The organism is Acidobacteriota bacterium, from assembly GCA_018268895.1.
Lineage (GTDB): Bacteria > Acidobacteriota > Terriglobia > Terriglobales > Acidobacteriaceae > Edaphobacter.
In genome coordinates, this window is the sequence record JAFDVP010000009.1 from 49,451 (window position 1) to 75,196 (window position 25,746).

20 protein-coding genes are annotated in these 25,746 nt (G+C 59.2%); 10 read left to right on the top strand and 10 right to left on the bottom strand.

Annotation, left to right across the window (positions count from 1 at the left end):
- The first annotated feature begins 40 nt into the window (after nucleotides 1-40).
- The 3 genes from JSS95_12095 (at nucleotide 41) to JSS95_12105 (ending at nucleotide 3,711) form a co-directional block, all read left to right on the top strand.
- The gene (locus tag JSS95_12095; protein ID MBS1800552.1) at nucleotides 41-1,279 is read left to right on the top strand and encodes a hypothetical protein; all 1,239 of its coding nucleotides are present in this window, start codon (nucleotides 41-43) and stop codon (nucleotides 1,277-1,279) included.
- Between the two features lie 79 nt (nucleotides 1,280-1,358).
- Nucleotides 1,359-2,360 (top strand): polysaccharide deacetylase family protein, encoded by a 1,002-nt coding sequence (locus JSS95_12100; protein ID MBS1800553.1) that lies wholly within the window; start codon nucleotides 1,359-1,361, stop codon nucleotides 2,358-2,360.
- Nucleotides 2,361-2,376: 16 nt separating this feature from the next.
- On the top strand, nucleotides 2,377-3,711 hold the full coding sequence (locus JSS95_12105) for a DUF4147 domain-containing protein (protein MBS1800554.1): 1,335 nt from the start codon (nucleotides 2,377-2,379) through the stop codon (nucleotides 3,709-3,711).
- Nucleotides 3,712-3,716: 5 nt separating this feature from the next.
- Here the strand turns inward: JSS95_12105 and JSS95_12110 are convergent, their stop codons facing one another.
- The 4 genes from JSS95_12110 to JSS95_12125 form a co-directional block, all read right to left on the bottom strand.
- Nucleotides 3,717-4,265 carry a hypothetical protein gene (locus JSS95_12110; protein ID MBS1800555.1) on the bottom strand — a complete coding sequence of 183 codons (549 nt, stop codon included), beginning with the start codon at nucleotides 4,263-4,265 and terminating at the stop codon, nucleotides 3,717-3,719.
- Between the two features lies 1 nt (nucleotide 4,266).
- Nucleotides 4,267-5,910: a hypothetical protein gene (locus JSS95_12115; GenBank protein MBS1800556.1), complete on the bottom strand. Its 1,644-nt coding sequence runs from the start codon at nucleotides 5,908-5,910 to the stop codon at nucleotides 4,267-4,269.
- Complete coding sequence (locus JSS95_12120) at nucleotides 5,910-6,551, bottom strand: hypothetical protein (protein MBS1800557.1); 642 nt, start codon at nucleotides 6,549-6,551, stop codon at nucleotides 5,910-5,912. Before JSS95_12120 ends, JSS95_12115 begins: the two co-directional genes overlap by 1 nt.
- An 84-nt stretch (nucleotides 6,552-6,635) precedes the next feature.
- Nucleotides 6,636-7,184, bottom strand: coding sequence for a hypothetical protein (locus JSS95_12125; GenBank protein MBS1800558.1), 549 nt, complete (start codon nucleotides 7,182-7,184; stop codon nucleotides 6,636-6,638).
- 375 nt (nucleotides 7,185-7,559) lie between these two features.
- On the opposite strand from JSS95_12125, the gene JSS95_12130 reads away from it, so the two are divergent.
- The 6 genes from JSS95_12130 to JSS95_12155 all read left to right on the top strand — a co-directional run bounded on the left by JSS95_12130 (nucleotide 7,560) and on the right by JSS95_12155 (nucleotide 14,759).
- Complete coding sequence (locus JSS95_12130) at nucleotides 7,560-8,462, top strand: hypothetical protein (GenBank protein ID MBS1800559.1); 903 nt, start codon at nucleotides 7,560-7,562, stop codon at nucleotides 8,460-8,462.
- Between the two features lie 191 nt (nucleotides 8,463-8,653).
- On the top strand, nucleotides 8,654-9,502 hold the full coding sequence (locus tag JSS95_12135) for a c-type cytochrome (GenBank protein MBS1800560.1): 849 nt from the start codon (nucleotides 8,654-8,656) through the stop codon (nucleotides 9,500-9,502).
- A gap of 33 nt (nucleotides 9,503-9,535) precedes the next feature.
- The gene (locus JSS95_12140) at nucleotides 9,536-11,119 is read left to right on the top strand and encodes an acido-empty-quinoprotein group A (GenBank protein MBS1800561.1); all 1,584 of its coding nucleotides are present in this window, start codon (nucleotides 9,536-9,538) and stop codon (nucleotides 11,117-11,119) included.
- A 43-nt stretch (nucleotides 11,120-11,162) separates the two neighbouring features.
- Nucleotides 11,163-12,167, top strand: a complete 1,005-nt coding sequence (locus tag JSS95_12145; GenBank protein MBS1800562.1) for a ThuA domain-containing protein — start codon at nucleotides 11,163-11,165, stop codon at nucleotides 12,165-12,167.
- 180 nt (nucleotides 12,168-12,347) lie between these two features.
- On the top strand, nucleotides 12,348-13,406 hold the full coding sequence (locus JSS95_12150; protein MBS1800563.1) for a sugar phosphate isomerase/epimerase: 1,059 nt from the start codon (nucleotides 12,348-12,350) through the stop codon (nucleotides 13,404-13,406).
- A 189-nt stretch (nucleotides 13,407-13,595) separates the two neighbouring features.
- Nucleotides 13,596-14,759 carry a Gfo/Idh/MocA family oxidoreductase gene (locus JSS95_12155; protein ID MBS1800564.1) on the top strand — a complete coding sequence of 388 codons (1,164 nt, stop codon included), beginning with the start codon at nucleotides 13,596-13,598 and terminating at the stop codon, nucleotides 14,757-14,759.
- Nucleotides 14,760-14,848: 89 nt separating this feature from the next.
- Here the strand turns inward: JSS95_12155 and JSS95_12160 are convergent, their stop codons facing one another.
- The 6 genes from JSS95_12160 to JSS95_12185 form a co-directional block, all read right to left on the bottom strand.
- Nucleotides 14,849-18,139 carry a carboxypeptidase regulatory-like domain-containing protein gene (locus JSS95_12160; GenBank protein MBS1800565.1) on the bottom strand — a complete coding sequence of 1,097 codons (3,291 nt, stop codon included), beginning with the start codon at nucleotides 18,137-18,139 and terminating at the stop codon, nucleotides 14,849-14,851.
- A gap of 394 nt (nucleotides 18,140-18,533) precedes the next feature.
- On the bottom strand, nucleotides 18,534-19,811 hold the full coding sequence (gene fahA / locus JSS95_12165) for a fumarylacetoacetase (protein MBS1800566.1): 1,278 nt from the start codon (nucleotides 19,809-19,811) through the stop codon (nucleotides 18,534-18,536).
- Between the two features lie 44 nt (nucleotides 19,812-19,855).
- Entirely contained in the window at nucleotides 19,856-21,163 is a 1,308-nt protein-coding gene (locus JSS95_12170) for a homogentisate 1,2-dioxygenase (GenBank protein MBS1800567.1), read from the bottom strand.
- A 12-nt stretch (nucleotides 21,164-21,175) separates the two neighbouring features.
- Nucleotides 21,176-21,928, bottom strand: coding sequence for a phenylalanine 4-monooxygenase (locus tag JSS95_12175; protein ID MBS1800568.1), 753 nt, complete (start codon nucleotides 21,926-21,928; stop codon nucleotides 21,176-21,178).
- A gap of 14 nt (nucleotides 21,929-21,942) precedes the next feature.
- Nucleotides 21,943-23,076, bottom strand: coding sequence for a 4-hydroxyphenylpyruvate dioxygenase (hppD, locus tag JSS95_12180; GenBank protein ID MBS1800569.1), 1,134 nt, complete (start codon nucleotides 23,074-23,076; stop codon nucleotides 21,943-21,945).
- A 172-nt stretch (nucleotides 23,077-23,248) separates the two neighbouring features.
- A complete protein-coding gene (locus JSS95_12185; protein MBS1800570.1) occupies nucleotides 23,249-24,040 on the bottom strand; it encodes an AraC family transcriptional regulator in 792 nt (263 codons plus the stop codon).
- A gap of 305 nt (nucleotides 24,041-24,345) precedes the next feature.
- Here JSS95_12185 and JSS95_12190 point away from each other — a divergent pair, with 305 nt between their 5' ends.
- Complete coding sequence (locus tag JSS95_12190) at nucleotides 24,346-25,722, top strand: TolC family protein (protein MBS1800571.1); 1,377 nt, start codon at nucleotides 24,346-24,348, stop codon at nucleotides 25,720-25,722.
- The last annotated feature ends 24 nt before the right edge of the window (nucleotides 25,723-25,746 follow it).

A 25,746-nucleotide genomic window follows, 5' to 3' on the forward strand; every position in this document is an offset into this window, starting at 1 on the left:
CATAAGTTATGTACTGGATTTTTTTCACGGAAGTTTCAGCGTGACGGTGGACCGCGCACAGGGCGGCTGGCCACCCGTTGTCGTTGCCAGCGTCTTTCAAACCGGGCTGAACCTGATGCGCGACCTGTTGCGCCGGGGTGTTCAGGTGGTGGGCATCGATTGCGATGCTTCGCACGAGGGGTTCCGCTCGGCTTACGGGAAGTCGCATCTCTGCCCCAACCCCGATACGCATCCTGAGGCGTGGGTCGTCTTCATGATCGATCTTGCGCAGCAACTTGGCGGCAGGCCGGTCATGATTCCGGCGGCGGACATCTTCGTCTCCGCGCTGGGCAGGCATGCTGAAGAGTTGGAGAAGCACTATATTTTTTCGCGCGATTCAATTGCGGTGCAGGCGGCGCTTGCAACCAAGGAGCAGCAGTATGCGCTGGCAGCGCAGCATGGGTTGCCGATTCCGCGCACGGCGTATGTACAGTCGCGTGCCGATCTGGAGCGGTTTGCGGCGGATGCGCGTTTCCCTTGTCTTGTGAAGCCGCGCCATCAGCGCGAGTGGGATGCACTGCCGGAAGATAACAAGCTGCGGGGGCTGAAGCTGGTTACGGCGGGTGATGCTGCGTCTCTTCTTGCCGACTATGCTCTGGCCGAGCCGTACCGTCCGGAGGCGGTGGTGCAGGAGATTATTGCCGGAGGCGATGACGCGAAGTATTGCTACCTCTCTGTTTATGGCTCGGGCAGCCGCCGCATAGGCTACTGTGTAGTGCATGAGTTGCGCGCGCACCCGATCTTGTTTGGTTCGGGATCGATGGTTGAGCCCGTAGTCGACGATGAGATAGCTGCCATGTGCGACAGGTTCCTGCGTGGAATCAATTACGTCGGCATCTGCGAGATCGAGGTGAAGCGCGATACGCGCGATGGCGTGGTGCGATTGATCGAGGCGAATCCACGCTACAGCGTTACGGCAGACGCCTCCATCTATGCGGGAGTAGATATTGGGTGGCTTCATTACCTTGACCTGATCGTCCAACCTGTTGATCCAGCGGAAGCTACGAAGCTCGATTTCCGCCACGTAGTTTTGCGGCGCGATGTCCCGGCGCTGCCGCGCTATGTCGGTCGCGGTATTCTTACGTGGAAGGCGATTCGTAAGACTTATAGCGGTAAAATCGCTTACTTCGATTTTGACCTTCACGACCTGCGGCCGACTGCGCAAACACTGAAGGGCTGCGCTCGTGTTGCCGCCGGCGCATTGTTGCGTATGGTTGGTATTCTGCCGAAGCTGGACTAGCAGCCACTTTTTGCAATTGAGCATCGAATGATTTGAGCCATGTTGATATCAGCGACCAATTCGAAGAGGCGCCGACGCCATGTCTAAGAGATCATTGGCCTCAAATGTTCTTCGGAGGCTCGGTGTCCTGAAGGCCCTCGAATTTCTTCGGTCGAAGCCGGGGATTCTGGTCGTTACGCATCACCGTATCGGGAATGCAGAGGCATCGCGCTTCGATCGGGCCGTCTTTAGCGCCTCGTCGGATTCTTTCAATGAGCAGATCCGATATTTCAAGCGATATCTGAACATCATTGGCAGTGAGGAGCTTGCGGCGCTGGTGTCGGGGAGGCAGAAGCTCACGCGCATGCACGTGGCGATAACATTTGACGATGGTTATCTCGAGGACTACCGCAACTCGTTCGACATTCTGAAGGCCAACGGGTGCAGTGGAAGTTTCTTTCTGGTGCCGGAGTACGTAGGGACGGCGACGGTCCCGTGGTGGGATGAGATCGCGTATCTTGTGCGCAACACGAAGAAGCCGCGCATTCTGTTTGAGTACCCGGCGCCTCTGACAGTTGAGATCGCGGACGATCGCGAAGGCGCGATTCGCGCGGTGCTTCGCCACTATAAGAGAAATGACAATCACGATGGAGAGCTTTTGCTGCGCGAGCTTCGCGACCAGGCAGGGTGCGAGTTGCCGCCAGTCGAGCGGCGCTTCGTGAGCTGGGAAGAGGCGCGTGAGATGAAAGCGGCGGGAATGACGATCGGCTCGCACACGCTGACGCACCGCATCCTCGGCCAGCTTCCTGAAGAAGAACAGCGATGGGAGATGCAGCAGTCCAAAAGGATCATCGAGGAAAATATCGGCGGCAGCATCGACAGTATCGCCTACCCAGTGGGTATCCGCGGCGCATTCGACCAGGTAACCGAACGGATTGCGTCGGAGCTTGGCTACAGCACGGGATTTTCGTTTTATGGCGGCGTCAATACCCTGGAGCGTCTTCGGCCTACGAACCTTCTTCGCGTGGCCGCCAATCCTGACCCATTATTGTTCCGGGCGGAGACGATGTTCCTTTCGCGGGCCGGGTGGCTGCCTTATTAGTGCAAAATGAAGTGATATGTCTGAAACACTTCGTGAGATAGCCCTCGACATTTTTACCGAAGCGATGGACGCCTGCTCGGTAAACAGCGCGTTTGCAGTGAAGGTCAGAATGGCGGGCCGCAATGCGCTCGAACTCGGTGGGCAAGAGCGCGTGGACCTGTCGCGTGTGAAGCGCCTTGTGATCGTAGCGATGGGCAAGGGCGCGGCCAGCATGCTGGATGTGTTTCTCAAACAGAGAGAGATGATGGAGGGCCGAGAGGTTGCCGGTGTTTTAGTTGCGCCGAAGCCTCTCGTCGACCAGCCTGCGACGATTTCTTACTTTGCAGGCGGTCATCCTCTGCCCAATGCGCAATCGATGGCGGCGGCGCGAGCTGTGCTTGAGCTGTTGGCGAGCGAGTCCGCGAGGCCCTCGGCCGATGAGACATACTGCTTCTTTCTGATCAGTGGTGGAGCGTCCGCCATGGTGGAGCTTCCCCTGGATGCAGCGATAACGCTCGAAGATACGGTCCAGTTTCATCGCGCGCTGGTTCACAGCGGAGCGTCGATCGCGGAGATCAACTGCGTCCGCAAACATTTTTCCGCGGTAAAGGGCGGCAGGTTGGCGCTTGCCGCAGGCAGGTTGCGGACACTTACGCTGGTTGTATCGGATGTGCCGGCTGCGCAACTTGATGCGCTTGCCTCCGGGCCGACGGTGCCGGACTCCTCGACCGTTGACGATTGCAAGAAAGTCCTGGAGAAGTATGGGGTTCTTGCAGAGTTGCCTGAATCGGTGCGGAGGTATTTTGAGTCGGGCGCGATGAAGGAGTCTCCCAAACCGAATGAGGTTGAGGCGCGGATCTATTCGCTGCTCTCATCGGAAGACCTTGCGCAAGCGGCTTGTCAGAGTGCGGAGCGGCGTGGGTTCAGGACATTTGTCGATAACACATGCGATGACTGGGACGTTGTCGCGGCCGCAGACTACCTGACTGAGCGGCTGAATGCGCTGCGACGACAGCATGGCCGTGTCTGCCTGATCTCAGCCGGAGAGGTCACTGTGCGCGTTGCTGCGGAGAAGAAGGCCGGCGTGGGAGGGCGCAATCTTCATTTTGCCTTGTACAGCGCGTTGCAGATGCAAGCGCCGGCAAAGGTGACGGTGCTTTCAGCGGGATCGGATGGGGTGGACGGCAACAGTCCGGCGGCGGGCGCCGTTGTGGACGAGACAACGGTCATTGGCCGGCGCGAGGAAGCGACGAAGGCGTTGGACGACTTCAATTCGTTTGAGTTTCTGCAAGAAGCAGGAGCGGCGATTGTCACAGGGCCGACAGGCAACAACCTGCGCGATCTGCGGATACTTCTCGCGGACGGCGAGTGATGCGATTACAGGGCCTGCGCCTGGAGCAAAAGAACTCCGGAGTATGTGGCTGCCGGGAGCTGAGGCAGCGAGGTGAGGTCTATCTCGAGGGTGAGATTGTCGACGTGGTTGCCGCCCAGGCTAAGAATAGAACTCGTTGAGTAGAGTTGAAGGCTGGCGCCGCCGACGGGGATGCTCTGAGTGAATGAGGTAAATGAGGTGGGAATCCCCGTAGTGTCTTTTCCCAGCACATTTGCCGATGGGATGTTCACGACCGGCGTGCTTCCAGAGAGCGCGGCAGTTGAGCTGGTAAAGTACGCATAAAGATTTAAGGACGACAGCAGTGACACGCCTGACCACGTTGTTGTCACGACGATAGGGCTTGACGCCAGTGCGACCCCTTTTGAGACCAGAAGAAAGGTGACGGCAGAGGGCGAAGCTGAGACGGTAATGGTATCGCCGATCGTCAGCTTCGGACTCGGTCTTGCCGGTCCAATTTTTGCGACCTGCGCATGCGCCGCCAGAGAAACGATCAGCAGTAGAGGCAGCGCGAGGCGAGAGGCTGACGAAACCATGCTAGCTCCTTGCCGAGGTGACGCGTTGGACAACGACGAGGGTTGCCGCCCGATCATCGGGGCTGCTTTTCGCTTCCGTTGGGGCGGAGACCACCCTGTACAGACCTCCATCAAGAAACTGATCGACCAGGACTGCGAGCGGGTGTTGATGCGGTTTTCGTTCGCGGACGTAGAAATATCCCTGAGAGTCTGTATAGACCGTCAGTTGATCGATAAGGAGGGCCGCCCCCATGATGGGTTGTCCAGTGGAATCGACGACGCGACCACGCAGGACCATCTGGCCCATGATGTGGCGAGGCGCGACGGTGGAGTTGCCGGCGATCTCGGGAGAGATGGTGCCCTCTGCCTCAGTGGTATAGAGAAGGCTGCCATCGGGCGCTACGAAGGTCCCTCCGTTCAGTGTGAGGCGGCCAAAGAGATGGACTTGCGCGTTGAGGATGAGCGCTTCCTCAAACGGCTTGTCGATCCTGGATGGGACGTAGAAGGTCTGGTAGTCGGCGCTAAAAGTTGCGAGGTTCGATAGAAATGATCCGCCAAAGCCAAAGGTGCTGCGACCGCCTGATGTGTTGACCATTTGCGAGACGCTCCACCTGGGAGTAAGTGTCTCCTGCACTGTTGTAATCAGACTCTCGCTCTTCTGTGAACTATCGGGCTTGCTTATCAGGTAAGAGGCTTGCGTGTGGACCCTTGGGCCGATAGAACGGGTGGCCGTATACGCGGTTGCGAGGTTATGTCCGCCGCCATATGCCGACTGAAATATGCTGGCCGACAACGATGTGCCGGCGATCTGAAGGTTTGCCGAGGCCTGATTGACAGAGCTGCGAATCGTAAGGTTGGACTGATAGACGGGAGTCAGATAGTTTTGCCGTCCTACGCTGAAGCTGGACCACTTTGTCGGCCGCACGGTAAGCAGGGTATTGTCGCGGTCCGGTTCCGCGGTAAGCGGTACGGCAATGTTTGCCCGTCGAAACTGGGATGACGATTCGATGTAAGCAGCTTTCATGTCGAATTTTGGCCGCGCAATCGACACGCTGGATGCGAGGTACAACTGGCCCGTTCCCATGCCTCCCGCCACTGCGAACTTCGTTCCGTGGTCGGAGTCATAGCCGAAGCTATGGATGATCGTTGCCCGAGTTGAGAGCGGCACCAGGACTTTGGTCGCGGCGGTCCACTGTGGGGCCACTTTGCCGGATGCGAAGATCATCACCGCAGGTTTTTCCGCGTGCGTGCCGAGAAAGAATGGACTGTTGAAGCTGGTCGACGTTTCACCAAGGAACCCATATACGTTTGCATTGCCGTACCGGGAGTGCATGCCAAGCCCTACCACCGTGATGTAGTGTCCGGTTTCGAAGATGTCTGTTGGGAGGTCGAAGGGGACATTGTCGGTACCCAGGATGAGCGTGCGTTGTTCGAAGCTCTTGACGAGTTGTCCTCCACTGTAAAATTTGCCGCCAATAGTGCCGGCGCCTGCCGACGCGGCATAACCTCTGGCGTGAACAGTTACGGTGCCGCCCTGCGACTGAAACAAAGTTGAGGTGCCTCCACTGAGTTCGATCACCTGTGCGCAGAGGGGTGCGGCGCTTGCAGCAAAAAAGAATACGGCCGCAATCCCCTGCGTGAGGACGGAATGCAATACTGTTCGCATCAATTGATGGCTGCTGGAATGGGGCGCTTTAGATGGAAGCGATCGAAGCGAAGGTCAAGCTCGGTGGGCGGCGAACTTTCCTTCCAGCTCATTTCAATACGTCTTGAAGCTCCGGGCAGAAGCGGAAAGCCGGACAGGTCGCCTGAGCTGTGATCTCCCACCGCCTGCACGGACTGAACGCGCGTCAGCGCCGCACTGTCGTTGCTGATGTTGCAAGTCAGCCTGCGGGTCTCGACGTTGTAGGAGAGATCGCTTACGGCGATGCTGGATTGTGCGATCGGCTGCTTCTGATAGAGATAGACCGTATGCGGAAGCATGAGCCTTACGTCAAGGCCTTCGCTGTGTTTGGGCGACGAAAATGTTGCGTACAAGGTGAACCATGCAGGAAGCTGGTCGGCCGTGGCTTTGTAGAAGACATAGTAAGTCTGTTTGGGTTGCAGGCGGACGCTCATGGCCGATAGCTCGACATGAATGTTGCTGTCGAGATCTCTAAAGACGCCTTTTCCTTCTGGGGTGATGCTGAAGCTTTTTGGCTCCAGCACCACGACCATGGGCGACATGGTGTTGTTTGTCAGGGCGACTTTGCCGTCAGCCTTTCCTTTGTACTCAACGATGACAGGCTGAACGCTTTGAGCGAGCATGCTTCCGGACAGCAACAAGACAGCGGGAAATATCCGCAGATACATAGGCACCTCTCTGTAGGTCTCAAGAATTAATTCTCTGGTTTAGAGAGCCTGCGCCTGAAGAGTTAGCGTGCCCGTATAAGTCGCTGAAGGTAGCTGCGGGATGGAAGATAGATCAATTTCGAGATTTAGATTGTCGGTGCGCGACGAAGCCCGGTTTGTGGAGCTGAGCGACTGCGTAAAGAGCGTAAGACCGGCGCCGGCGGTTCCCAGTGCCGCTGTCTGGGTGAAGGCCGTGAAGGTTGTTGGAGTTCCAGTTGTCATTTGCCCGAGGACGGCAGAGGTAGGGATGTTCGCAACCGGCGGACCCGCAAACGTAAGAGCATTGGCACTGGCGAAGTAAGCGTCCAGCACAACATTGGCGCGGCCCGATCCGAGGACCCAGGTTGTGGTGATCGCTACGGGGGCGCTGCCGGCGGCGACTCCGCCCGAGATGAGTGCGAAGTTGACGGCATTGGGTGTGGCCGAGATGGTCAGGGTTTCACCCAGGGTTGCTGTGAGCGAGACGCTTGCCGTGTTTGAGTTTATTGCTTGAGAGAACGAGGCGGGAGAAGAAGCGGCAAGGATGACAAGGGCACATAGCGTGCCCAACGAAAGTGAACTCTTGATGCTCAACATATGAGTTGCTCCGAGTACTGCTCTGGTTCGGCTTTCGGATGCGACCAGCCAGCGGATGTCTTTTGGACTTAGTCGCAGGCGAAGGCGGATTTATAAGTAAGTCAACAAGTTACGAAAGTAATTCTTCGTAAAAGTCAACCACGATTGTTTACCGGGTAGATGCTAGGCCCGTGGTTGCTTTTAGAGACATACAACTTTAGTTGTAACTAACGCTCGGATGTAGGGATGTTTACCGCCAATTCGAGGGACCTATGCTCCCACTGTGTAGCTATAAGCCTTATGCCTTTATTCCTTCGATTTCGTTACGCGGTGTTTCTACTATTACCGGGTTTGCTGGCAGTACCTGGAATGTTGATCTCCCAGACAGTAAGCGCAACAGAGTCTGTTGAAAGTCTTAGTGTGCCGGAGTTTGGGTTCTACGATAAGTATGTAAGCTGCGGTGGAGTTACATTCAGAAGCTCCAAGCACACCAAGGACCATGAACTGAGTGGCCTATGCGTCAGGCTGGACAGGATGCTGGCGAAGCAGGACGATGCGCGACGAAATATGGCACAACGCGGCGTCGAGTTCCATGTGGTTGCCGCGGATGAGCAGGTCGCCTCCCTGCCTGAGTATCGCGGAGTTGGTCGCGATGGGAGAGCGCTCGACGTTGGCGTGTATGGCAGTTGCGTCGAGTCGAAACAGGGTGGCAGCGATGGAAGTTGTTCGCGTCAACTGGCGATCAGTATCTTCCTTTTCGGTTTTGACGAGCAGATGCGCAGGCATATCGAAGAGCAGTTTCGCAGCGCCAGGCTAAAGGGTCTTTGGCGAGACGATGCCGCCGGGGAGAGCGCGAAGGAGTATTGGGCGCAGCTTTCCGTGCGGTACTTCGGATGGGGGCGAGCGACCGCCGTTGAGCTTCGCGCGTATGATCCGGGCGGGTACGCCTTGCTCGACCATATCTACGGCGGGTTCGAGCGGCCTCGCGCGATCGAGGTGATTCGCGCCAGAAGCGTGTCGAAGCTGGCGATATCGAAGGTCAACAAAGTGCCCGCCCAGATACAGCTTGTCAATAACAGCGCCAGGCCGATCCGGGTCTTCTGGATGGATACGGAAGGGAAGAGCAGGGAGGTCGGCGAGCTGGGCCCGTTCAACCGGACGATCCGGGACACATCGTTGTCGCAGGTTTGGATCGTTGAGGACGAGCGCGGGGTGGAGATGGACCGCTTTATCGTGGAAGATCCTGTGAGTGAATATATCGCTGCGGACTGATGCAGGTGAGCGGACGGTATTGTCCCGGCGGCTGCCGCGCCTTTTGCGATTAGAGGCGCCTGGCAGCGATGACCATGCAGAAAATACCCACTGCCTGTAGAAATAAGAGCAGGCGACAAAAAGACTTGTCAGCCGTAGTGTTTTTGTAATAATTTGCAGGGCAGAAATAAAAAGCGTTTTTCATGGTGCGTATGTTGAGACCGGCGTTTTTCTCCAAGCGGCTGGCTTTGAAGGTTCTGTTGCCTTCGGCCTGTGTTTTGATTCTCGTGGGTGTGGCGTATGGGCAGAATCAGGCCCCGGCCAGGCCGAAGGCTACAGTGGGGAGCCAGGGACCTTTGCCTGTGCACGAGGCCTTTTCGGCGGCGGCGATTGATGCTGGCGGTTCGCTGTTTCAGCAGCACTGCGCGTTCTGTCACGGACGCGATGCGGGCGGCGGCGAGACCGGGCCCGACCTGACGCGGTCGAAGATGGTCTTCGACGACAAGAAGGGCGAGAACATCGGGGCCATCATTCGGAACGGGCGCATGGAGAAAGGGATGCCAAAGTTCACGCTCGGCGATACCGAGGTGATGGACCTGGTGGCGTTCGTTCACTCGCAGCAGGACAAGGCGATGTCGCAGACGGGGAACAGGAAGGGCGTCGACACTGCGGACTTGCAGACGGGAAATGTCGACGAGGGCAGGAAGTACTTCAACGGCGCGGGGACGTGCGCGAAGTGCCACTCGGCGACGGGCGACCTGGCCGGGATTGCGTCACGGTATGAGGGGTTGAAGCTGGAGCAGCAGATGCTGTATCCGCGCAACGTGAAGGCGAAGGCGAGCGTGACGACGCGCGACGGAAAGACGAGCACGGGAACGCTGGCGTTTCAGGATGAGTTCACGATCGCTCTGACCGGCGACGACGGCGTGTACCGCTCGTGGCACAAGCGCGATGTGAGCTACAAGGTGGACGCTCCGGCGGAGGCGCACGTGGAGCTGTTCGACAAGTACACGGACGCCGACATTCACAACCTGATGGCTTATATCCAGACACTCCGCTAGCAAGACGTACTGCCGTGAAAGGCCGAGATCGCTATGAAGCTGCTTTATCGTTCGATGATTCGTTTTGGATTTGTTGTTGGCGCTTTGGCATCGGCCCCGGCGCTTGTGGCGCAGGGGGTGAGCACGGAGACGCTGCTGCATCCGCCGAAGGACAGTTGGCCGATCTATCACGGTGACTACTCGGGGAAGCGCCATAGCAGCCTGACGCAGATTACGCCGCAGAATGTGAAGAACATGACGCTGGCGTGGGCGTTTCAGACCAACCAGGCGGCGCAGGTGAAGTCCGCGCCGCTGCTGGTGGATGGCATTCTGTACTTCACGGTGCCGGACAACATATGGGCCGTGGACGCGCGTTCGGGGCGGATGGTGTGGCACCATAACGTTCCGACGACGAAGGGGCTTCACATCGGCCATCGTGGCGTGGCTGTGTACAAGGACAAGCTCTACTACACAACGACGGACGCGCATCTTCAGTGTCTGGATGCGCGCGACGGCAAGGTGAAGTGGGACGTTGAAATCGCCGATGCGAGCAAGGGGCAGTGGGCGACGATGTCTCCGCTGATCGTGGGCAATCACGTGATGGTGGGGGCTTCGGGAGACTTCGACAACTTGCAGGGCTTTATACGGTCGGTCGATCCGGAGACGGGCGCGACGCAGTGGCAGTGGGATGCGACGCCGCCGGTGGGGACTCCGAAGACGACGACGGGAGGCAATGCCTGGCTGACGGGCACCTACGATCCGGAGCTGAACCTGGTGTATTGGGGGACGGGAAATCCGACGCCGGTGCTGAATGGCAAGGTGCGGCCGGGGGACAACCTTTACACGTGCAGCATCGTTGCGTTGAACCCGGAGACGGGCAAGCTGGTGTGGGCGTTTCAGCCTTCGCCGCACGACACGCACGACTGGGACGCGGTGGAGATTCCGGTACTGGTCGATGGCGACTTCCACGGCAAGCCGCGCAAGATGCTGATGCAGGCCTCGCGCAATGGCTACTTCTTCGTGCTGGACCGCACCAACGGCAAGAGCCTGCTGACGACGACGTTCGGGCCGGTGAACTGGACGCTTGGCGTGGATAAGGATGGCCGTCCGATTCCGAATCCCGATAAGGAGCCCGCGCCGGATGGACGTTTGATTGCGCCTGACGAGGGGGGCATGACGAACTATCGCTCGCCGAGCTTCGACCCGAAGACGGGGCTGTTTATCGTGAGCGCGGCTCCGAGCTACAGCCTGTACTTCGCGAAGCCCGCGGATGGAACGTATGGATGGGCCGGTGCGGACTATGGGTTGTGGAAGAAGGGCGTGCTGGAGGCGATCGACTATCAGACGGGAAAGATCCGCTGGTCGCATGAGCTGGGCGAGGGTGGGCCGGGGTCGGGCGTGCTGACGACGGCCTCGGGGCTGGTGTTTTCGGGTGACACTGCCGGAAACTTTCTGGCGCTGGATACGGCGAACGGGAAGACGCTGTGGCACGCGTACTCCGGTAGCGGCATCAACGGCGGGCCCGAGACCTACGAGCTCGACGGCAGGCAGTATGTGCTGATGACGAGCGGCAGCGTGTTGTTTGCGTGGAGTCTGCCCGAGGCGGAGCACGCAGGAGCGGCGCGCGCGGCGAAGTAGCGACGGCTGAAGCTCGATGGCGGGAGTGAGGAGGATTGCGACGATGTTTCGACGATGGTTGTCTGGCACGGCGTTGGTGGCAACGCTTTCCTTGTTGATGGCCGCCGCGCCCGCGATGGCGGCTGAGCGCATCCACGTGATGATTCTGGACGGCGAGAGCGCGGCCTCGTATCACAACTGGAAGGCGGTTACGCCGATCCTGAAGAAGGAGCTGGACGAGACGGGACTGTTTGACGTGGAGGTGGTAACGGCTCCTGTTGCGGGCGCAGACTTCAGCTCGTTCAAGCCGGAGTGGAAGAAGTATCGCGTGGTTGTGTTCAACTACGACGCTCCTGCGGACCGCTGGCCTGCGGAGTTGAAGGAGTCGTTTGAGAGCTACATGAAGGGCGGCGGCGGCATGGTGACGGTCCACGCGGCCGACAATGCCTTCAACGGGTGGACCGCCTTCAACGAGATGATCGGCGTGGGAGGGTGGCGCGGCCGCAACGAGACGTCGGGGCCGCACTGGTACTACAAGGACGGCAAGCTGGTCTCGGACGCCGGCCCCGGCAGAGCGGGATCGCATGGGATGCGGATTCCGTACAAGGTCGCGCTGCAGAATACGGAGCATCCGATCGTGAAGGGTTTGCCGAAGACGTGGATGCACCAGGGCGATGAGCTGTATGCGAACCTGCGCGGGCCGGGAAAGAACATGACGGTGCTGGCGACGGCGTACTCGGACCCCGCGAACCATGGGACGGGATTCGATGAGCCGCAGTTGATGGTTCTCAATTACGGCAAGGGACGGGTGTTCCACATGACGCAGGGGCATGATGGAGATGCGCTGAGTTCGGTCGATAGCGTCGTTGTCTTTCAGCGGGGCGTGGAGTGGGCCGCTACGGGAAAGGTGACGCAGCGCGTGCCGGCGGATTTTCCAACCGCGAATACGGTCAGCTATCGCTCAGACCTTGCGGCGATGGACCCGAACGCCGTGAAGGGGCAGAATCCTTTAGACTTTGCTCTACCGGCTCCGCCTGTGCGGGGAGCGGCGGGGACGCCTCGCCGATAGGACGTTGGTCTTCTGTTGGCGTATTGATTCGTTGAAAGCGAAGGGTAGTGTCGCCACGAGAGAAATACAGGGATTCTTCGCCTTCGGCTCAGAATGACGGCTCGGTTGAAGACCTACGGATCAGAACGACGACCGTTAACATTGATGGCTAGTAGATGTTTGGAAGAAGGTAGAGCAACGATGAAGACGATTAAGGGGCCGGGGATCTTTCTGGCGCAGTTTGCCGGTGATGCGGCTCCGTTCAACAGCCTGGACACGATTGCAGCTTGGGCGGCGGAGCTTGGGTACAAGGGCGTGCAGATTCCTACGTGGGACGCGCGGCTGTTCGACCTGAAGCTTGCTGCCGAGAGCAAGACGTACTGCGACGAGTTGCAAGGAACGCTTGCACGGCATGGGCTGGTGGTGACGGAGCTTTCGACGCACCTACAGGGGCAGTTGGTTGCGGTGCATCCGGCATATGACTCGCTGTTCGACAGCTTTGCTCCGGCGAGCGTGCATGGGAACGCTTCGGCGAGGCAGGCGTGGGCGACCGAGCAGCTACACTTTGCGGCGAAGGCGTCAAAGAACCTTGGACTGAAGGCGCACGCGACGTTTTCGGGCGCGCTGGCGTGGCCTTATCTTTACCCGTGGCCGCAGCGGCCGAACGGACTGGTGGAGGCCGCCTTCACAGAGCTTGCGGCGCGGTGGAGGCCGATCCTCGACGTCTTCGACGAGAACGGCGTCGACGCCTGCTTCGAGGTGCATCCGGGCGAGGACATTCACGATGGCGCGTCCTTTGAGATGTTTCTCGACCGGCTGAAGGAGCATCCGCGCTGCAACCTGCTGTATGATCCGAGCCACTTTGTCTTGCAGCAACTGGACTACCTCGCGTACATCGATCTCTACCATTCGCGTATCAAGATGTTTCACGTGAAGGACGCGGAGTTCAACCCGACGGGCAGGCAGGGAGTTTACGGCGGGTTTCAGTCGTGGGTGAATCGCGCGGGGAGGTTCCGCTCGCTGGGCGATGGACAGGTGGACTTCGGAGGGATCTTCTCGAAGCTGACGCAGTATGGGTACGACGGCTGGGCGGTGATGGAGTGGGAGTGCTGCATCAAGAGCTCGGAGCAGGGCGCGGAGGAGGGAGCGCCGTTCATTGCGTCGCATATTATTCGCGCGGCGGAGCGGGCGTTCGACGACTTTGCGGGAGCGGGAACGGACCAGGAGGCGATCCAGCGGCTGCTTGGCTTGAAGCGCTGAGGCGGATTTGCGCGTTGTGTAGAGGCTGAACAGCAGGAGTATAGAGCGGGCTTTCAGCCCTTGGTTTCATATCGAAACGTGACCTGGGGCTGCGCCCCAGGCTGATATAGTGCGGGCCTTCGGCCCTCGGTGGCTGTCCTCTACACCTTTGTGAAAACAGCTTTAATATACGGCTTAAGGAGAGACGGAATGAGTGAAGCAGTGAAGCTGAAGCGGCGTGTGCGGCTGGGCATGGTGGGCGGCGGTCCGGGCGCGTTTATTGGCGCGGTGCATCGTGCGGCGGCGCGGCTTGACGACCGGTACGAACTGGTGGCGGCGTCGCTGTCGTCGGACCCGGCGAAGTCGATGAAGGCCGCGGAGGAGCTGTTGATTCCGCGCTCGTATTCGAGCTATGCGGAGATGGCGAAGGCCGAGGCAGCACGCGAGGACGGCATCGACGCGGTTGCGATTGTCACCCCGAACCATCTGCACTATCCGATTGCGAAGGCGTTTCTCGAGGCCGGGATCCATGTCATCTGCGACAAGCCGATGACGACGAACGTCGAGGATGCAGTCGAGCTTGCCGCGCTGGTGGAGCGCACGGGCCTGGTCTTTGGGCTCACGCATACGTACACCGGCTATCCGATGATCCGGCAGATGCGCGAGATGGTGCTTGGCGGGGAGCTTGGGCCGGTGCGGATGATCCAGTCGGAGTATGCGCAGGACTGGCTGGCGACTCCACTGGAGGCGAGTGGAGCGAAGCAGGCGGACTGGAGGACAGACCCGGCGCGCAGCGGGCCCGGCGGTTGTCTGGGAGACATCGGCACACACGCGTTCCAGCTTGCGTGCTTTACGACGGGGCTGAGCTGCGAGGCGCTGGCGGCGGAGGTGACGACGTTCGTGCCTGGACGGCGCGTCGACGACAACGTGCAGGTGATGCTGCGGCTTTCGGGCGGGGCGAAGGCCGGCCTGTGGGCCTCGCAGATTGCTGTGGGCAACGAGAACAGCCTTACGCTGCGCATCTACGGTGAGAAGGGCGGTTTGGCGTGGTCGCAGGAGAACCCGAACTATCTCACCTATACGCGCCTGAAGGAGCAGCCACGCACGATCACGCGCGGCGGTCCGGGGGTTGGCGCGGCAGCCGCGCACGCGTCGCGTGTACCTTCGGGGCATCCTGAGGGGTACTTCGAGGCGTTTGCGCAGCTCTACACCGATCTCGCAGACCAGATTGCGGCGCGCATTCTGAAGCAGGATGCTCCGGCGGCGGCGAACCTGGTGCCTGGTGTTGCGGATGGCGTCGAAGGGATGCGTTTTATCGATGCGGTGCTGCGGTCGTCGCGGAATGGGTCGGCGTGGACTTCGCTGCGTCGTTGAGTTGATTTCCTGAGTTTGCGACATTGTTCTATAGAGCAGCAGAAAGGGCGGACCCAAACTTCGGGTCCGCCCTTTCTGCTGCTTCTTGTTTAGAAGTGGAGCCGGAGAACGAACTCCATGGTGCGCGGATCGGTTGCAGCCGTCACCTGACCGAAGGGGTTCTTGAATAATCCGCCTATGTAGTTGGGTTGATAGGTACCGTCGGTCCCTGCGGAACCGAGCGTATTACCGATAGTGAAGGGTGACAGGTGATTGGGAGCGTTGAACATTTCTGCTCGGAACTCCGCCCCGATCTGTTCGTGAATGGTGATGTTCTTTTGCAACGCCACGTCCCAGTTGTTGAATAGAGGTCCCCGAATCGCGTCGTAACCAAGATTTCCGTATGTGCCAGGTGCAGGTACCTGGAAGGCCGCATAGTTCAGATACTGCTTGCCGTCGCCGGTGTGGGCATAGGGATTGCCGACCAGGTTCGGGCGTTGTGGAACATTGTTTGTTGTAACCAGGTTACCGGCGACCGACTGGGCGGAGGGTTGAACAACGTTGATCGGAATGCCACTCGATATACGAGTGATACCTGAGAGTTGCCAGCCACCGATAACCTGCTTATACCATTCGTGCTCATGCTGCCAGAATGGAATGGGATAGACATAGCTGGCTACGAATATCTTTGGTTGGGTATAGTTGGCTGGACCGTAATCAGCGGCGAGGTTGGTGCTGTCCTGCGGCTGATAATCGAAGGTAGAGCCCATGGTCAACGACTTTGCCCACGTGTAGGACACCGTAGCGAGGCCGCCGTTGCTGAAGCGGGTCTGCATGCGCGCCTGCAGCGAGTTGTAGTTAGCATGCGCTCCGTTTGTGTACTGGTAGATTTCGCCATAGCCACGGTAGGGGCGAAGGGCGTTGCGTTGCGTGATCGTCGGGTTCGCCTGCTCGGTGCCTGCCGCCGCCTGGTTCAGGTTCTTGCGATAGGTGAGGTTGGTGGAACGCGAGCCTACATAGTTCACCTCGACTGAGGTGTTGTTGAACAGCTTCTGCTGCACGCCGAAGCTGTAGTTGTGAATCCGCGGTGGCGCAAGGTTCATAGCTGCTGAGTTGCCGATGTTAGTTGGTGTAGCGGCAGTGCCGATGCTGCCCAGACTATCTACATTACCCGCACTGGCGAGCGAAGCCACTGCGACGAACGGCAACTGTGAAGCCGCGCCATAGATGTAGTTACCCTCGACGCGTTCATAGGACATGCCATAGCCGCCATGGAGCACAGTCTCCTGTCGTCCGGTCAGGTCATAGGCGAATCCAACGCGGGGGGCGAAGGTGTTGTAGACGGTCTGAACGATGCCGGGGGGCAAATTCTGGAACAGTGCCTGTACCTGTGGGTTGTTATAGACAGACGGAGCGACGACCTGCTTCGCCTTGTCGGAGAAGCCAGTACCGGGCAGTACAAGGCCATTGAACGGCGATGGGTTGGAGGTGATGGATCCGTTTGAGCCGATCGTCGCGGCCTTCGATTGATCGAACCGCGTTGGATCGAAGAAGGCCGTATTGTTCGGCCAACTTGAGATCGGCGGCATGTACTGCCAGCGCAACCCCAGATTGAGGGTCAACCGACGGTTTACGGTCCAGTCGTCCTGCACGTAGGTTTCGAACTGAAGGAAACGAGCTTGAATCTGCGGGATGTTGCTGCCCTCGGTGTATTGGGAGAAGTTACCCAGCATAAGGTTTGCCAGATTGCTGAATGTGAATTGACCATTCAAAGCAGGCGGAGCAGTCTGGTTTTTGCGCGCGCGCCAGAAGTACGCTCCTGTCTTGATGGAGTGATTGCCAATGACGCGGGAGAAATCGTCTTTCATGGCGTAAATGCGCTGGTAGTTATCGAACGATCTCGGCGTCGCTGAAGGATTGCCGTAGCCCGAGATCGTTATCTGTGGGATGAGCGGCGAAGCGTTATACAAGGTCGCGTAGGTCAGGCCGTAGTCGGAACGGTTGATCTTCCTGCCTACGAATTGTGGGTTTGCACGGATGTTTCCGCCCTCGTTGATGATGTTTCCAGAGTAGGAGGCCGTCGCGGTGTTCACGGTCTTGGAGTTGAAGGTGTGTGTCCAGGACAGGGCACTTGTAAGGCCGGGGATCGTCCGGTCGAAGATGATGTAGTTGGTCGGACTGCCGACATTCAACGTGTTGTCATGCACGAAGTGTCCGCTGATCGTGTTCTTCTCATTCATGTTGTAGTCAATCTTGACCAGGTACTCGGACTGGTTGTTGTTCCCCAGGCTCAGGTAGGAGTAGTTGCCGCTCGGGTCGGTCAAGATTGATGCTGCCAAAGCACGGCCAGTTGCGGTTGACGGAAGGGCTGCAATGTCCGACGGTCTCGGAACCGTCACGTTCGTTTGTGTAGAAGTGCGCAGACGTTTGAACTCCTGGGCGGCAAAGAAGAAGAGCTTTTCACGGTTCTGGTTGAAGACCCCAGGAATCCAGATGGGACCACCGATGGTGTACCCGAAGTCGTTATATCTCAAGGGGGGCTTTACGATCGTTGCGGGCAATCCGGGTGGTGGATAGCTGCTGAGGGCCCGGAACGGGTATGCCTGAATCGCATCGTTGCGGATGTATTCGTAGGCGCTGCCATGGAAGTCGCGTCCACCGCTCTTGATGGCGACAGAGACGGTCGCACCCGAGGTGCCGCCGTAGCTGGCGTCGTAGCTGGAGGCGACGTTACGGAACTGCTGCAACGAGTCCGGCGAGATGTTGACGAAGTTGTTGCCGCCACCGCCGTTGTCCTTGTTGTCGACGCCGTCAATGAAGTAGTTTGCCGAATCTGTGCGGATACCATTGACCGACTGCGAGCTTCCGCTCACGCCATAGGTGCCGAAGAGAGCGAAGCCGCTGGCGATCGTTTGCGAGACACCAGGCTGCAGCGTCAGGAGTTGAATGTAGTTGCGGCCGTTCAACTGGATCTGCGTGGCCTCCTGACTGGTGATGACGCCGCCGATCTCGGCGCTGGTGGTCTGGATGGCAACCACGCCTGCCTGCACTTCGACGGATTCGCTGGCCTGGCCGACGGAGAGCTGTATGGGGACCTCAGGCTTGCCGCCGATATCGACGTGGACCCCTGCAAGGACAAATTTTTTGAAGCCGGGAACCGCTGTCGTAATGGTGTAGACGCCTACCGGAACGTTGAGGACCGTATAGTTGCCGTCCGCATTCGACTTCAGCGTCCGGGTGACGCCGGTGGCCTGGTTGGTGACGACGATATCGGCCTGCGGCACGGCGGCCCCAGTTGAATCGGTGACGGTGCCTGTGATCTGCTGCCTGTCTACTGCCTGAGCGAAGATCAGGCCTGTCGATGAGAGCAAAAAGAGAAGAGCTAAAACTGCACGCCGCATACGACCTCCTTAAAACCTCAAAAAATCTTTCAATCGCGCCACACCTAAGGGCTTGCCGTCTCATGGTTGATATGGGACAAGCCACGTTCCAACGTTAACAGTATTTAATGCGCGACGTGAAATATATGAACGTCAAGGCAGGGCTGTCAACAGGAAAAGTCTTCCTGCGTCGCGATCCTCCTCCGCTTTTCGCGGCATCCGCGCGTAAAAGGCCCTGCGTTCGACGTCATTTGGGGTTTTAGACGGATTTATCCTGCGTGGAGAGCTTATAAGGTGTCGCAGCGGCGGTCTTGTATCTGCCGTATTTCTACAGGTGCCGGACGGTGCAGAGAGGGCTGGATATGTATATGTAAAACATAAGTTCGATAGAGCAAAATATATGGAGAAGTGGAGTTCAGGAGTGCGAGATGGTGCCGGTGCATTCACCGAACCCGATCCGGGGCAGCCCGGGGCTTTGCGTGTAGGCGCGAAAGATGATTTGGTCGCCGTCCTCCAGAAAAATCCGGGTTTCGCCTGTGGGCAGGTTGAGGGGTGACCGGTTGAGCTTCACCTCGAGCAGGCAGCCTTCGGAGCCTGTGTCCGGGCCGGAGATGGTGCCGGTTGCGAGCAGGTCGCCGGGGCGCAGGTTGCAGCCGTTGCTGGCGTGATGGGTGAGCATCTGCGGGAGTGTCCAGTAGAGATTGCGCAGGTTGCCCTGGCTGAGCCGCATGGGTGCGTGCCCGGCCTGGCGCATCGTTGCGGATTGGAGGAAGACCTCGAGGGTGAGGTCGATCGCATCGTGTGCAGCGTGTGGCGTTGCGAGGTAGGGAAGGGGAGCGGGGTCGGTGTCGGGGCGTGGTGGCGCGGGGATGCGGTAGGGGGCGAGCGCTTCGAGCGGGACGATCCACGGAGAGATGGTGGTGGCAAAGTTTTTTGCGAGGAAGGGCCCGAGCGGCTGGTACTCCCACGACTGGATGTCGCGCGCAGACCAGTCGTTGAGCAGGCAGAGGCCGAAGATGTGCTGCTCGGCTTCGGCGATGGGGATGCTGTTGCCGAGGCGGTTGCCGGGGCCGACGAAGACGCCGACCTCGAGCTCATAGTCGAGCGAACGTGTCGGCCCGAAGGCAGGCGATGCTGTTTCGGCCGGCTTGATCTGTCCAGACGGGCGGCGGATCTCTTCTCCGCTTACGACGATGGAGGAGGCGCGGCCGTGGTAGCCGATGGGCAGGTGCTTGTAGTTCGGGAGCAGAGGGCTTTCGGGGCGAAAGAGCTGGCCGACTCGAGTGGCGTGATGGATGGAGGCATAGAAGTCGGTGTAGTCGCCGATATGAGCGGGTAGCTGCATCACTGCTTCGCGCATGGGGACGAGGTGTGGCTCGACGCGGTGTTTCTCTGCGGAGCCGGCAGCGAGAAGAGCGGTGACTTGATGGCGTAGCTGAGTCCATGCGGTTGGGCCGAGGGACATAAGCGGATTCAGCTGATCGGCGCGGCAGGCATCCCTGATCTCTTCGGGGAGCGAAGACAGGAGACTGCTCTCGGCGCAGGTATGGAGGTCGAGGATTCGATCGCCTATGGCGATGCCGATGTGCGTTGCCTCGCGGTGTCGAAAGACCCCGTATGGAAGGTTCTGAAGAGGGAAGTCGCAGGAGGGGTGATTGGCGGACGCGATCCAGCTCTGCTTTGCAGTGGCCATCTACAGCGCCTCCGAGGAGCGAGAATATCGGCTGGACGGCACTCTCATTTGCTCTTCGATCCAGAATTAAAGTGTCGTTTAAGGCCTTGCCAGCACTCGTAGTACTCGTGTTGCAGAATGCTCGTGTTCATGGCGAACTCGGTCGGTCTTACGACGAGTTGGGTCTCGAACATGAAGGCGAGCGTGTTGTCGAGGTATTGAGGTTTCAGTTCGGCTGCCGTGGCGCGCTCAAAGGATTCCGCGTCGGGGCCGTGGCCAGCCATGCAGTTGTGCAGGCTTGCGCCGCCGGGGAGAAAGCCTTCGGCTTTGGCGTCGTAGGCTCCGCGGACGAGACCCATGAACTCGTTCATCAGGTTGCGATGAAACCACGGCGGACGGAAGGTGTGCTCGGCGACCATCCACCGTGGGGGGAAGATGGCGAAGTCGCAGTTTGCCGTACCTGGTATCGCGGACGGCGAGCTGAGTACGGTGTAGATCGATGGGTCGGGGTGGTCGAAGGAGACGGTGTTGATGCAATTGAAGAGCGCGAGGTCGTACTTGTACGGAGTGTAGTTGCCGTGCCAGGCGACGACGTCGAGTGGAGAGTGATCGATGGCGGCGGACCAGAGATGGCCCAGGAACTTTGCGGTGATGTGGAACTCGCCCTCGCGATCGTCGTAAGCCGCGGTGGGGGCTTTGAAGTCGCGCGGGTTGGCGAGTCCGTTTGCGCCGATGGCTCCCAGCTCTGGCAGGCGGAAGGGCTGGCCGTAGTTTTCGCAGATGTAGCCGCGGGCCTGCGCGTCCAGTAACTCCACGCGGAACTTGAGGCCCCTGGGGATGAGGCAGATCTCGCCGGGAGCAGCTTCGAGTATGCCCAGCTCTGTGTGAAGGCGAAGCGAGCCGAGTTGGGGAACAATAAGCAGTTCGCCATCTGCGTTGTAGAAGAAGCGGTCGTTCATCGACGTGTTGGCGCCGTAGAGGTGAATGGCGACGCCGGTCTGCATGGCGGGGTCGCCGTTACCGCCGAGCGTGATGGTGCCATCGACGAAGTCAGTGGGCTGCTCGGAGATGGGCAGCGGGTTCCAGCGCAGCTGATTCGGCGTGGTGACGGGCGAGGTGAACGGCCCGCTGCGTATCAGCCGCGAGGGCTCCGGCTGGTAGGGGTGGTGGGTGACGGAGGGGCGGATGCGGTAGGTCCATGTACGTCGATTGGTCGCGCGCGGCGCGGTGAAGGCGGTTCCGCTGAACTGCTCGGTGTACAGGCCGAGCGGATGTTTTTGCGGCGCGTTCTGACCGGCGGGCAGTGCTCCGGCAACGGCTTCGGTGGCGAACTCGTTACCGAAGCCGGACTGGTATTTGATGTCAGCAGACATGAATCTCCCTTTCTACAAACGGCCGCTTGCAGCCCGACGTTCCGCTTCGTGCATTGCGTCGTATATCTGATTGAAGCTGCTTACGGCGAACAAGAGTTTGTGAAGCTCATCCACTTTGACGGCGGTGTTGAGCACCTCGTCGAGGGTGAAGTCGTGCACGGCGCAGTGGCCGTCGATGACGTTGCGGCATTCGCCGTGAGAGCTGATGAGTCCGCTGCCGTAGACCTTGATGGCCCCGTTCTGGCGGATCAGGCCGAACTCGACGGTGTACCAGAAGATGCGGCCGAGTTTTTCGAGAATCGCCGGGTCGGAGATGGAAACGCAGACACGGCCATAGTGCTCCAGGAAGTTGGCGAAGACAGGATGGGCGTGCATGGGCACATGGCCGAAGACATCGTGAAAGATGTCCGGCTCTGGCGTGTATTCGAGCGAGTCGCGGCTGCGCAGCCAGGTCGTCGTTGGAAAGCGGCGGGTGCCGAGCATCCCAAAAAAGGCCGGGGCTGGAAGGAAGCCGCTTACGGGGGTAGAACTCCAGCCTGTTCTTAGAGCAAGCCGCGCGCTGATCGAGGCAAGGTTCGGCAGCCGGTCGCGCTGGAGACCGATGATCTCGAAGCCGTCGAGGTACTCCTGGGCGGCATGGTTTTCCAGCTCAGGAAGGACGCGGCCGACGAGCTCGGCCCAGGTGTGGTGCTGATCTTCGGTGTAGGCAGCGTAGTCCTGCTGAATGATGTATGGCGCGGCGGCAGAGAGTGTTCCGGTAGCCATGATCGCCCTCCAGGTTACATGTTGCCGCGCGCCTGTTGTTCGCGCTCAATCGCCTCGAAGAGCGCCTTGAAGTTGCCTTTGCCGAAGCTGCGGCTTCCCTTGCGTTGAATGATCTCAAAGAACAGCGTCGGGCGGTCTTCGACGGGGCGGGTGAAGATCTGCAGCATGTAGCCTTCGTCGTCACGGTCGACGAGGATGCCGAGCTTCTCCAGTTCTTCGAGTGGCTCGTCGATCAGGCCGATGCGTTTTTGCAGCTCGGTGTAATACGTGTGCGGAACGTGCAGAAACTCGATGCCCTGTTCGTGAAGCTTGCTCACGGTGTGGAGGATGTCTTTAGTAGCCAGTGCGATGTGCTGCACACCGGGGCCGGCGTAGAAATCGAGATACTCCTCGATCTGCGATTTGCGCTTTCCTTCGGCCGGCTCGTTGATCGGGAATTTGACGTAGCCGTTTCCGTTGGACATGACCTTGGACATGAGCGCGGAGTATTCGGTCGAGATGTCCTTGTCGTCGAAGTGCTGATAAAGGGAGAAGCCCATGACGTTTGAGTAGAACTTCACCCATTCGTCCATCTGGTGCCAGCCTACGTTACCGACCATGTGGTCGATGTGAAGGAGGCCGGTGGGGCGGGCAATGGCGTCGTGTGGCGTGCTGCGAAAGCCGGGTAGAAACGGGCCGTTGTAGGCGCTGCGTTCGACGAAGGTGTGGATGGTGTCGCCGTAGGTGCGGATGCTTGCGAGGACGGCGCGGCCATGCTCGTCGGAGACGACCTGGGGCTCCATGACGCTGGCGGCCCCGCGTTGCACGGTTTCTCGCCAGGCCTGGCGTGCATCGTCGACCCAGAGAGCGATCACGCGCACGGCATCGCCGTGGCGGTGGATGTGTTCGGCGATCGGGTTTCCGCTGCGCAGGGGAGTGGTGAGGACGAAACGTATCTTGCCCTGCTGGACGACATAGGAGGCGCGGTCGCGCTGGCCAGTCTCCGGGCCGGAGTAGGCAACGAGCGACATGCCAAAGGCGGCTCGGTAGAAGTAAGCAGCCTGTTGCGCGTTGCCCACGTAGAACTCAACGTGGTCGGTCCCTTTCAAAGGGAGAAAGTCCGTGGGAGGATGTGTGTTTGCAGGCGCGGGTTCGTGGACGGTACCCATGAGAAGCCCTCATTTCGCCGGAGCGGTACAGGGCCGCATCGACGGCAGGAAGCAGGATAGGCTTCCTGTGCGAAACAGGGAATAGGCGAGCCGATGAAATGAACAAGACTCGACCCCTGGCGGTCCAGTGTTGCTGTATCTATATGTTTATCAATAGATTGCGAAATTGATATCAGCCAGCGAGGAGGGTGTGACTGCGGTTGGTTGCGTGAAGAGAGTACTGCCCGGGGGTGATGCCGAGGATACGTTTGAACTGCCGGGTCAGATGGCTCTGATCGACGAAGCCCGCCCGGACGGCGACTTCGACGACCGGTATGCCAGCGCGCAAGAGGGAGGCAGCGTGTTCGATGCGTAGCTGAGTGATGTAAGCATGAGGCGTGAGCCCGACGGTCTCCCTGAATGTCCTTAGAAAGTGGGAGGCGCTGAAGGAGGAGAGGCTGGCAAGCTCTTTCAGGCTGGGGTTTCGGGTGTAATTGGCTTCGAGATATTGGCGCGCATGGTCGATGCGGGTATTGTCGAAATCGAGCTTTGCACGAGGAGCCTGCATAGTGGAATACCGCTCGGTTAGATGAGAGAAGATCGAGAGGAGTTGAGATTCAAAACGAAGTTTGTCTCCGGGATATTCCAGCTCGAGATGGAGCCTTAAGAGGCTGGAGGCGAGAAGGCTGTCCTGAACAAAGGGTTTGTGAAACCTCAGGTCGCGCACGGCACAGCTTTGTGTGAGCGACGCAAAGAGGTTCACATCCAGATAGAACATACGGAAGCTCCAGCCGCTTGTGCCGGCGGGTGCGGGAGCATGTGTTTCACCGGGATTGAGAAGGATAATCGTACCGGCACCCAGAACGTGGTTGCGGCCGCGGAAGTAGGAGCTCATGGAGCCCGAGTCGACAACTCCAATTGCCGGAACCCGATGGAAGTGCCTGGCGAACTGATAGTTGCGGTACGATCCCTGAAAAACTTCCACGCCTTCGAGGCTGGTGTTTCGCCAGATTCTGGCCTGATCGCCGGGCAAAAGCGGTCTGTCGCTATGGTCGCGCTGAATCTCTGACTCGGAGGCCCTCAGAATCTGTGGGGTACTTGGGCCTGGAGAAGGGTCTCCGGCATCACTGTCCGCGCCGTTCATTCTTCAACAGGATATCAACTTTCCATGCCGAAAAGCGATTTTGTACAAGACAGTGGATTGCATGCCAAACCACAATCTAATGTGTGTGCCGATTGTGTTTACGTCCGCTGTTTTTTCTTTTTCTATCAATCACATCCCTGCCGGCCATGGCGCAGCGCGCCCCGGTCTCGCCGAATACGCCGTGGGTGCCAACGCGCGATCTGTTTGGCGGAAAACCGGCGCCTCTTTACCGGCATGAGGCGGAGCTGAATGAGGACCGTCCTTATACGCTTGGGGAACTGATCGACATTGCCGAAGCAAACAATCCGTCGACCCATGCGGCCTGGGAGCGTGCGCGGGTGGCAGCGGCGTCTGTGGGGATTGCCAGAAGCGAACTTTATCCGACGGTGATTGCGGCGGCAGCAGGACGAACATTTCTGAGTCCGCCGCTGCTGTATCAGACCTTTGTTTTGCAGGACATCGGGGCGTTCGAGGCGACGCTTAAGCTCGATTACACACTGGTGGATTTTGGTGCGAGGCGCGACGAGATTACGGCGGCCAAGGCGCGTCTGCTGGCCTCAAATTTAACATTCAACAACCAGCACCTGGTGCTGATTCAACAGGTTTCGGCGGCGTACTACAACCTGCTCAATGCAACGGGCCTGCGCGAGGCTGCGGAGGTAAACCTTCGCGACGCGCAGGCGGTGGAAGATGCCGTTCGTGACCGGAAGGCCAATGGTCTGGCGACGCTTCCGGATGTGCTGGAGGCCCGCGCCACCACGGCGAAAGCCGACTATGAGCTGCAAAGCGCGCGAGGAGCAGAGCAGACGGCCTTCGGCGATCTGGCGACCATCCTGACCGCTACGCCGACGAAGCCATTCAAGGTGCAGTCGCTCAAAGACCTGCAAATACCGGAGTCGCTGGACCAGAGCGTGGACGAGGCGATTGAAGGCGCCTACAAGACACGCCCCGATCTGCTTGCCGATATTGAGCGCGTGCGCGCCGCGGATGCCGAGGTGAAGTATGCCCGCTCGGCGTATTTTCCCAAGCTGGAGTTCGATGGCTCAAAGGGATGGTTGCGCGCATGGGGCCAGCAGGAGAAGTTTAACGGGACGTATGGAAAGACATACACCTACGATGCGCGGCTGGGGCTTACCTGGACGGTCTTCGATGGCTTCAAGCGAGAGAGTCGTCTGGCGCAGGCAAAGGCCGAGCGTGCGGCGGCTGAAGAAGAGGTGAGAGAGAAGGAAGACGCGATTGCTGACCACGTATGGGGCGACTACGCCAATGCCGTGACGGCGTTGCACGAGCGTCAGGCGGCGACGTCGCTGCTGAACGCGTCCGGCGAGTCCTACTCGGCTGCCGTTGAGTCGTACAAGGATGGTGTGAGGAACATTCTGGATGTGCTCTCTGCGGAGCGGGACCTGGCCCATGCGCGGGCGACCGATGTCACGGCGCGCACACAGGTGCTTCAGAGCTTCATGAACCTCGCGTTCAGAACCGGTGACCTGCTCATGCAACATCCGAAAGGCAATCGTCCATAAACATGCAAAAGAACATGAAACGGC

Bases quoted from the DNA above. Each gene is read 5' to 3' on its own strand.
- JSS95_12100 (MBS1800553.1), top strand. From the start codon at position 1,359: ATGTCTAAGAGATCATTGGCCTCAAATGTTCTTCGGAGGCTCGGTGTC.
- JSS95_12105 (MBS1800554.1), top strand. From the start codon at position 2,377: ATGTCTGAAACACTTCGTGAGATAGCCCTCGACATTTTTACCGAAGCG.
- JSS95_12110 (MBS1800555.1), bottom strand. From the start codon at position 4,265: ATGGTTTCGTCAGCCTCTCGCCTCGCGCTGCCTCTACTGCTGATCGTT.
- JSS95_12115 (MBS1800556.1), bottom strand. From the start codon at position 5,910: ATGCGAACAGTATTGCATTCCGTCCTCACGCAGGGGATTGCGGCCGTA.
- JSS95_12120 (MBS1800557.1), bottom strand. From the start codon at position 6,551: ATGCTCGCTCAAAGCGTTCAGCCTGTCATCGTTGAGTACAAAGGAAAG.
- JSS95_12130 (MBS1800559.1), top strand. From the start codon at position 7,560: ATGTTGATCTCCCAGACAGTAAGCGCAACAGAGTCTGTTGAAAGTCTT.
- JSS95_12135 (MBS1800560.1), top strand. From the start codon at position 8,654: ATGTTGAGACCGGCGTTTTTCTCCAAGCGGCTGGCTTTGAAGGTTCTG.
- JSS95_12140 (MBS1800561.1), top strand. From the start codon at position 9,536: ATGAAGCTGCTTTATCGTTCGATGATTCGTTTTGGATTTGTTGTTGGC.
- JSS95_12145 (MBS1800562.1), top strand. From the start codon at position 11,163: ATGTTTCGACGATGGTTGTCTGGCACGGCGTTGGTGGCAACGCTTTCC.
- JSS95_12150 (MBS1800563.1), top strand. From the start codon at position 12,348: ATGAAGACGATTAAGGGGCCGGGGATCTTTCTGGCGCAGTTTGCCGGT.
- JSS95_12155 (MBS1800564.1), top strand. From the start codon at position 13,596: ATGAGTGAAGCAGTGAAGCTGAAGCGGCGTGTGCGGCTGGGCATGGTG.
- JSS95_12160 (MBS1800565.1), bottom strand. From the start codon at position 18,139: ATGCGGCGTGCAGTTTTAGCTCTTCTCTTTTTGCTCTCATCGACAGGC.
- fahA (MBS1800566.1), bottom strand. From the start codon at position 19,811: ATGGCCACTGCAAAGCAGAGCTGGATCGCGTCCGCCAATCACCCCTCC.
- JSS95_12170 (MBS1800567.1), bottom strand. From the start codon at position 21,163: ATGTCTGCTGACATCAAATACCAGTCCGGCTTCGGTAACGAGTTCGCC.
- JSS95_12175 (MBS1800568.1), bottom strand. From the start codon at position 21,928: ATGGCTACCGGAACACTCTCTGCCGCCGCGCCATACATCATTCAGCAG.
- hppD (MBS1800569.1), bottom strand. From the start codon at position 23,076: ATGGGTACCGTCCACGAACCCGCGCCTGCAAACACACATCCTCCCACG.
- JSS95_12190 (MBS1800571.1), top strand. From the start codon at position 24,346: ATGGCGCAGCGCGCCCCGGTCTCGCCGAATACGCCGTGGGTGCCAACG.